Annotated in this window: 5 protein-coding genes; 1 reads left to right on the top strand and 4 read right to left on the bottom strand. The window is 69.0% G+C overall.

The window, feature by feature from the left end:
* Window positions 1–134: 134 nt before the first annotated feature.
* Window positions 135–425, bottom strand: a complete 291-nt coding sequence (locus tag ALA01S_RS29980) for a hypothetical protein (protein WP_157119399.1) — start codon at window positions 423–425, stop codon at window positions 135–137.
* Window positions 426–564: 139 nt separating this feature from the next.
* On the bottom strand, window positions 565–4866 hold the full coding sequence (locus ALA01S_RS29975) for an ATP-binding protein (protein ID WP_066343248.1): 4302 nt from the start codon (window positions 4864–4866) through the stop codon (window positions 565–567).
* Between the two features lie 257 nt (window positions 4867–5123).
* On the opposite strand from ALA01S_RS29975, the gene ALA01S_RS29970 reads away from it, so the two are divergent.
* Window positions 5124–5330: a hypothetical protein gene (locus ALA01S_RS29970; protein WP_066343245.1), complete on the top strand. Its 207-nt coding sequence runs from the start codon at window positions 5124–5126 to the stop codon at window positions 5328–5330.
* Window positions 5331–5352: 22 nt separating this feature from the next.
* Here ALA01S_RS29970 and ALA01S_RS29965 read toward each other — a convergent pair whose 3' ends face one another.
* Window positions 5353–5847 carry a GNAT family N-acetyltransferase gene (locus ALA01S_RS29965; RefSeq protein WP_066343243.1) on the bottom strand — a complete coding sequence of 165 codons (495 nt, stop codon included), beginning with the start codon at window positions 5845–5847 and terminating at the stop codon, window positions 5353–5355.
* A complete protein-coding gene (locus ALA01S_RS29960; protein ID WP_066343240.1) occupies window positions 5844–6134 on the bottom strand; it encodes a type II toxin-antitoxin system TacA family antitoxin in 291 nt (96 codons plus the stop codon). Before ALA01S_RS29960 ends, ALA01S_RS29965 begins: the two co-directional genes overlap by 4 nt.
* Window positions 6135–6392 lie beyond the last annotated feature (258 nt).

Genomic DNA, 6392 nt, shown 5'->3' with positions numbered 1-6392 from the left:
CTAGCAGACCGCAAGGGCACCTGCGAAGGTAAAGGGGGCTTGGTCGGATGCAAGCGTGCAGTGCCTGCTGAACACCACTGCAGTCACCGACTGAGGACTTCGATGCCTACAGAATTGGGCAGGTCTGCGAGGTTTCACTCTCGTGACAGCACGGTGCTTCCGGGAACTTCCTCAGCTTCCATTTGGTTCTCTTCGGTTCCGATGGAAACCTTTCGCTGGCGCAGCTCAATGCACGCACGGCGGCCCACCAGGTCTGCCCGTAAACGGGTACCGTTGTCCAGCCACTGCGCGTACACCGGCGCGTTGCACCAGCCGGCCACCACGGTGGTGTCAGGCAATTCGACGTCCAGCCAGCACCGCTCCTCGTACTCAAAGCGCCGCAGGGTAGCCTCTTCCGTGCGCCCCGTCGGCACCGTGGTGGTCATGGGGCCGGCGGCGGGGTAATGAATGGACACCTCCACTCGAACTGGCATCAGCGTGCCTGGCTCAAGCGTGGACCACGTTGCAGCGGGACTGGCATGATTGCTTGCTCAACCAGCTGGCTTGTTTCCTGATGCTCTAAAACTATTTCACTGTGGGTGGTGAGACGGCATCAGTGTTGCCGTCGAGCCAGCGCAGCAATGTGGCGTATAGGGTCTGGGGCTGCACCGGCTTGGAGACGAAGTCGTTCATGCCGGCGGCCAGGCAGGCTGCGCGGTCCTCATCATAGGCATTGGCCGTCATGGCCAGGATGGGCAGGGCCTGTAGGCCCGGCAGCGCACGCAACGCCCGCGTGGCCTGCAGCCCGTCCATGACCGGCATGTGCATGTCCATCAGCACCAGGGCGTAAGGCCGCTGCTGCGCCTTCTCGACAGCCACGCCACCGTCCTCCGCAAAGTCGACTTCGAGCCCGGCATTGCGCAGCAGGGCCAGGGCCACTTCGCGGTTGACGAGGTTGTCCTCGGCCACCAACACGCGCGCGCCAGCGTAGCGCCGGCGCAGCTCGGCCTTGGCGTCCACGGGATGGGCCGTCGGCGCGGGGGCCGCGGCCCCCTGGCCCAGCCAGGCCGTGAACCAGAACAGGCTGCCCACGGGCAGCGGCTGTGCGCCGGCTTCGCCCCCCATGAGCTCGGCCAGGCGGCGCGTGATGGCCAGCCCCAGCCCCGTGCCGCCATGCTCGCGTGTCGTAGAGACATCCGCCTGCTCGAACGCTTCGAAGAGCCGGGGCACCTGTTGCGGCTTGATGCCCACGCCGCTGTCTTCCACTTCGAAGCGCACCAGCAGCCGCCCCTTGTGCTCCTGCAGCCGCCGCGCGCGCAGCGCGATGGCGCCACTTCGGGTGAACTTCACCGCGTTGCCCGCGTAGTTCAGCAGCGCCTGGCGCAGCCGGGTCTCGTCGCCGCGCAGCCAGTGCAGCGCCCCGGCATCGACCGATACCTGCAGGCCCTTGGCCGCGGCGTCCGCCCCCACGATGGAGCGCACCTGCTCCAGCAGCGCGGGCAGCTCGAAGTCGCGCTCCTCCAGCTGGAGCTTGCCCGCGTCGATGCGGGAGATGTCGAGGATGTCGTTGATGACGTACAGCAGGTGCCGCGCCGCGCCCTCGATGCGCGCGAGTTGGGCGGCCTGGTGTGGCAGGGCGCCCTCGCTGGCGAGCAGGTGCGTCAGGCCCACGATCGCGTTCATGGGCGTGCGGATCTCGTGGCTCATGTTGGCCAGGAACGCGCTCTTGGCCCGGCTGGCGATGTGGGCGGTGTCGCGCGCGGCGGCCAACTCGGCGGTGCGCTCGCGCACGCGCTCCTCCAGCGTCGCGGTCAGCGCCTGCAGCCGTGCATCGGCCTGGTGGCGTGCGGTGATGTCGTTGAAGAGGATGGCCACCTGGCGGTCCTCGGGCGTCCCGTGGCGGTACGCGTAGACCTCGTACCAGCGTTGCAGCTGCGCCGCCTCGTTCTCGAAGCGCTCGGGCTCGCCGGTGACGGCAATACGACCGTAGGTCTCGAACCAGTGTCCCTCATGGTCTGGCGCGATCTCGCGCATGCGCCTTCCCTCGGCGGCGAGGATGCCGGTCTGCCGCTCGAAGGCCGGGTTGACCTCCAGAAAGCGGTAATCGACAGGCTGGCCCAGCTCGTCGAACAGCATCTCGATGATGCAGAAGCCCACGTCGATGGAGTCGAACAGGCCGCGGTACTTGGCTTCCGAAGCGCGCAGCGCCGCGCTGGTGGACTCTTGCCGTGTGACGTCGATGTTGACGCCGGACAGGCGCAGCGGCTGCCCGTCGCGGCCCAGCCGGGCCTGGAAACGACCCTGCAGCCAGCGCACGCTGCTATCGGGCCACACCACGCGCCACTGCGCCTCGACCGGCTCGCTCGTGACGAGGGCCTGTTCGATGGCACGCATGGCGCCCGCGCGGTCCTCGGGGTGGAGCAGCCGTTCCCAGGCATCAAAGGTGCGGCCGAACGAGCCGGGTGAGAGGCCGTGCATCGCCTCCAGCCGCGGGCTCCACACCAGGGCGCCCGCGGGCGGCTTCCAGTCGAAGGTGCCCAGCCGCGCGGCCTCCTGCGCCAGGCGCAGCTGCTCCTCGCTGGCGCGCAGCGCGGCAGCCTCGGCCACGGCACGCTGGGCGGCCTGCGCCTCGCGCTGCAGCCGCGCGAGCTCCAGCTGGCTCGCCACCCGGGCCTGCAGCTCGCGCGCCGCAAAGGGCTTGACCAGGTAATCATTGGCCCCGGCCTGCAGCCCTTCCACACGCGCTTGCTCATCCGCACGGGCCGAGATCAGGATCACCGGCAGCGTGCGCGTCGCCTCGTCCTCGCGCAGCGCGCGCAGCAGGCCGAGGCCGTCGAGCACGGGCATCATGCTGTCGGACAGCATCAGGTCCGGCCGCTCGCGGCGCACCGCCGCCAACGCTTCCTGGCCGTTGCCAACGGCTTCCACCTCCCAGGCCGGTGCAAGCAGCGACGCCAGGTAGCGGCGCATGTCGGCGTTGTCGTCGGCCAGCACGATGCGGGCGCGGCGTTCCCCCAGTGGGTCGGCCGGCATCGGCGTCGGCGTCGGCGTGGTGTCCTGCAGCCATTGCCGCGCCTCCAGGGCGAAGGCGAGCGCCTCGGTGCCCCGGGCGGCCTGAGCTGGTGCCGCACCGAGCTGCTCGGGCGGCAGGTGCGCCGAGCCGGCAGGCAGCGTCACGGTGAAGCAAGTGCCCTCGCCCGGCGTGCTGCTCACCGTGATGTCGCCACCATGCTGGTGCACCAGCTCGCGCACCAGCGCCAGCCCGATGCCGCTGCCCTCGAAGCTGCGGCTGCGTGCCTGGGGCACGCGATGGAAGCGCTCGAACACGCGGATCAGATGCTCAGGCGGAATGCCGCTGCCCGTATCCGCCACCGTCAGAACGGCCTGCCCGTCCTGCCAGGCCAGGCGCACCGTGATGCAGCCCTCCAAGGTGAACTTGAAGGCGTTGGACAGCAGGTTGAGGACGATGCGCTCCCACAACGCGGGATCGACCCACACCGGTTGCGGCAGCGCCGGGCAGTCCACCACCAGCGCCAGGCCGCCGGCGTGCACGGCGGACTCGAAACCGCTGGCCAGCTCGGCCGTCAGCCGCGCCAGGTCGGTGGGCACGAACTGCGCTTGCGCCCGCCCCTGCTCGACACGGGCGAAGTTGAGCAGCGCGTTCACGAGCTTTTGCAAGCGCAGCGCATTGCGGTGCGCCGTCTCGATGCGCTCGCGCTGCGCCGCGCCGAGTGCGCTGCCCGCCTCGGCCAACACCGCCTGCAGCGGACCGAGCATCAGCGTCAACGGCGTGCGGAACTCGTGGCTGACGTTGGCGAAGAAGGCCGTCTTGGCTTGGTCGATCTCCGCCAGGGCTTCGGCACGCCGACGCTCGTCCTCGCGCGAGCGCACGGCCGACAGCGCGTTGGACAGGGTCACGCCCAGCAACTCGTGAAAGCCGCGCTGGGCCTCGGTCAGGGGCAGCCGCGGCGACACGCCGGCCACCAGCACCGCCGGCGGCGACTCCACGGCCGGGACGACGATGGGCATCACCAGCGCCGCATCCGGCGCCTCCTCGTAGGGACCGCAGTGCGCGCCTGCGAGCCGCGCCTGCAGCCCCTGCACAAGCGCAGGCCCCGGGCTGGCGAGCGCCTGCGCCAGGGGCCAGGGCTCGGCGGCATCGGCGCTCAGCTCCAGCGGTGTGGCCGGCAGCCCGGGCGCCATGCCATGGTGGGCGGCCAAGCGATAGCGGCCGGCCTGGACATCGAAGGCGTAGTACAGCAGGAACGGCAGGTCCCACTCGAAGCGGGACAGCACCTCGACCGTGCGGCGCCCGACATCGGCTTCGTCCACGGCCAGCCCCAGGCTGGCACCGAGGTCGCGCAGCGCGCGAGTGCGGCGCTCCGCCAGCAGCGTGGCGGTGGTCTCCGTCACGGGGTGGAACAACCCGCCGATGCCGCCGCTCTCGTCCCGGATGGGCGAGTGCGAGAAGGTGAAAAACGTCTCCTCCAGGGCGCCACCGAGGCGCCGCAGGAACATGCGCTGGTTCTCCAGGAACATCGTCTCGCCGGCGCAGGCGCGCTCGAAGGATTCGCCGATGGCTGGCCAGGCACTGGCCCAGGTGACGCGGTAGTCCTCGCCCAGCACACGCGGGTGGGCGTCGCCGCAGCAGTCGCGGTAGCCGTCGTTGTAGATCTGGATGTGTTGCGGCCCCCAGATGATGTTGATTGGGAAGTTGGAGGCCAGGCACAGGCTGACGACGGTGCGCAGGCTCTGCGGCCAGTGCTCGCGCGGCCCCAGCGGCGTGAGTGACCAGTCCATGGCGCGGATCAGCCGCCCCATCTCGCCGCCATTGACCAGCCAGTCCGCATCGCCAGCCCGGGCCTGCTTCAAGTCGGTGTACTTCATTGGGATTCGCGCAGCGGCAGCGTGCCGCAGCGGTTCAGGACGGGACAGGGTAGCGGGGACTGCGTCACCCGCTGCCAGGTCATGATTTGGTTGCGCCGGCGAGCCATCGATCTATACCGAGGACCGGAATCCGCAGCAGCGATAGCGCATGCGCTGGTCACCCCCCAGGGCTCTCCCGGGGTCCACGGGGATGCCACTGGCCGCCGTCTGCCGTTCATGCTGGAAGTGGCAGGCCCGACCGCGCCATAGAGTGGCTGATGGACGAGTGGGCGCGACTTAACCACGAGCGCATCAAGCTGGAGCGCGAGTTGCTGCTGGCCGAGGAGGCTTGCGAGCAGTTCCGAAGTACGGGACTGCCCGATCCGTCACGGATGTGCCGGGTAGCTGAGCACATCGATGGCTGCCTTGCGCGACTTGGAGCTGTGAACGACAGCCTGGCCCGCATGGGACGCCTGCAGGATTGAACTGCGACAGCCCACACACCGCTCACCTCACCGAGGCCAACGGCAGGAACAACGTCCGCGCGACGTCCGGCAGGCCGATGAAGCCGTGATGGCGATAGAACTCCACCGCGGCCTTGTCCTTGGCGTCCACCATCAAGGCATAGGCAGCGATCTCGGATCGAGCCGCACGGTGCAGCGCATCGGCCAACAGCGCCCCGCCCAGTCCCTGCCCCGTATGAGCCTGGTCGACGGCGAGGCGCCCCATGCGCACGGCCGGTACCGTCGGGTAGCGGGGCAGCTTCTTCGCTGTGGCTGGCGGCAGATCGGCCAGCAGCAGGCTCGCCGAGGCCAGGGTGTAGTAGCCCGCAATGTGCTGCTCGTGCGTGAGGGCCACGAAGCACGCGGCCACCCGGCGGCGGATGTCTTGCGTGACCTGCTCGCGCAGATAGCGGTCCAGCGGCGCGCTGGTGCTGGTGAAGCCGCTGCGGTCGTGTGCGGCTACGTCGAGCGGCACGACGCGGTAGGGCGGCGGACTCACTCGGCGCTGCGCAGCAGGCGCTGTCGGCGCTCGAAAGCGCGCTGCAGGGCCGGCGCGGGCTCAGGCGGCGACAGCAGCGCCTGCGCAAAGCACTCTTGGTCAGCCAGCGACAGCCGCACCACTTCAGCTTGCTCGATGGCGTGCTGCGCAGCGTCCTGCACGGCGGCCACCACGAAGTCCGTCATGGTCCGGCCCTGGAGTTCGGCCGCGCGCTTGAGCAGGGCGTGAAGCTCGGTGCTGATGCGGGCTTCAAGCCGGGCGGTAGAGCTGGAAGAAGGGGCAGGCATGGAAAATCCTCTAGCAGCGAGAATACGGCAGTTTGCCGTACACGTCAAAACCATGCACGCTGCTATTGATAAGTCCACCTTTCAACACTACGCAAGTCAGCAGAACGTATTGGCCTTGTCCTGCTGAAATGCCAAGCACTGGACAGTCGAGGCTGTACCCGTTGGCCTGTGATGCCGGCTCGCACTGGGCTCAAGGAGAAGCCGCTGCGAGCCGCTGGCAATCTAGTACAACATCCCCGAAATAGCTTTACGTATTAA

Source organism: Azohydromonas lata NBRC 102462 (genome assembly GCF_001571085.1).
Taxonomy (GTDB): Bacteria; Pseudomonadota; Gammaproteobacteria; order Burkholderiales; family Burkholderiaceae_C; genus Azohydromonas; species Azohydromonas lata.
Note: the sequence above shows the minus strand (reverse complement) of the source record. Positions and strands in the feature narration are given on the sequence as shown.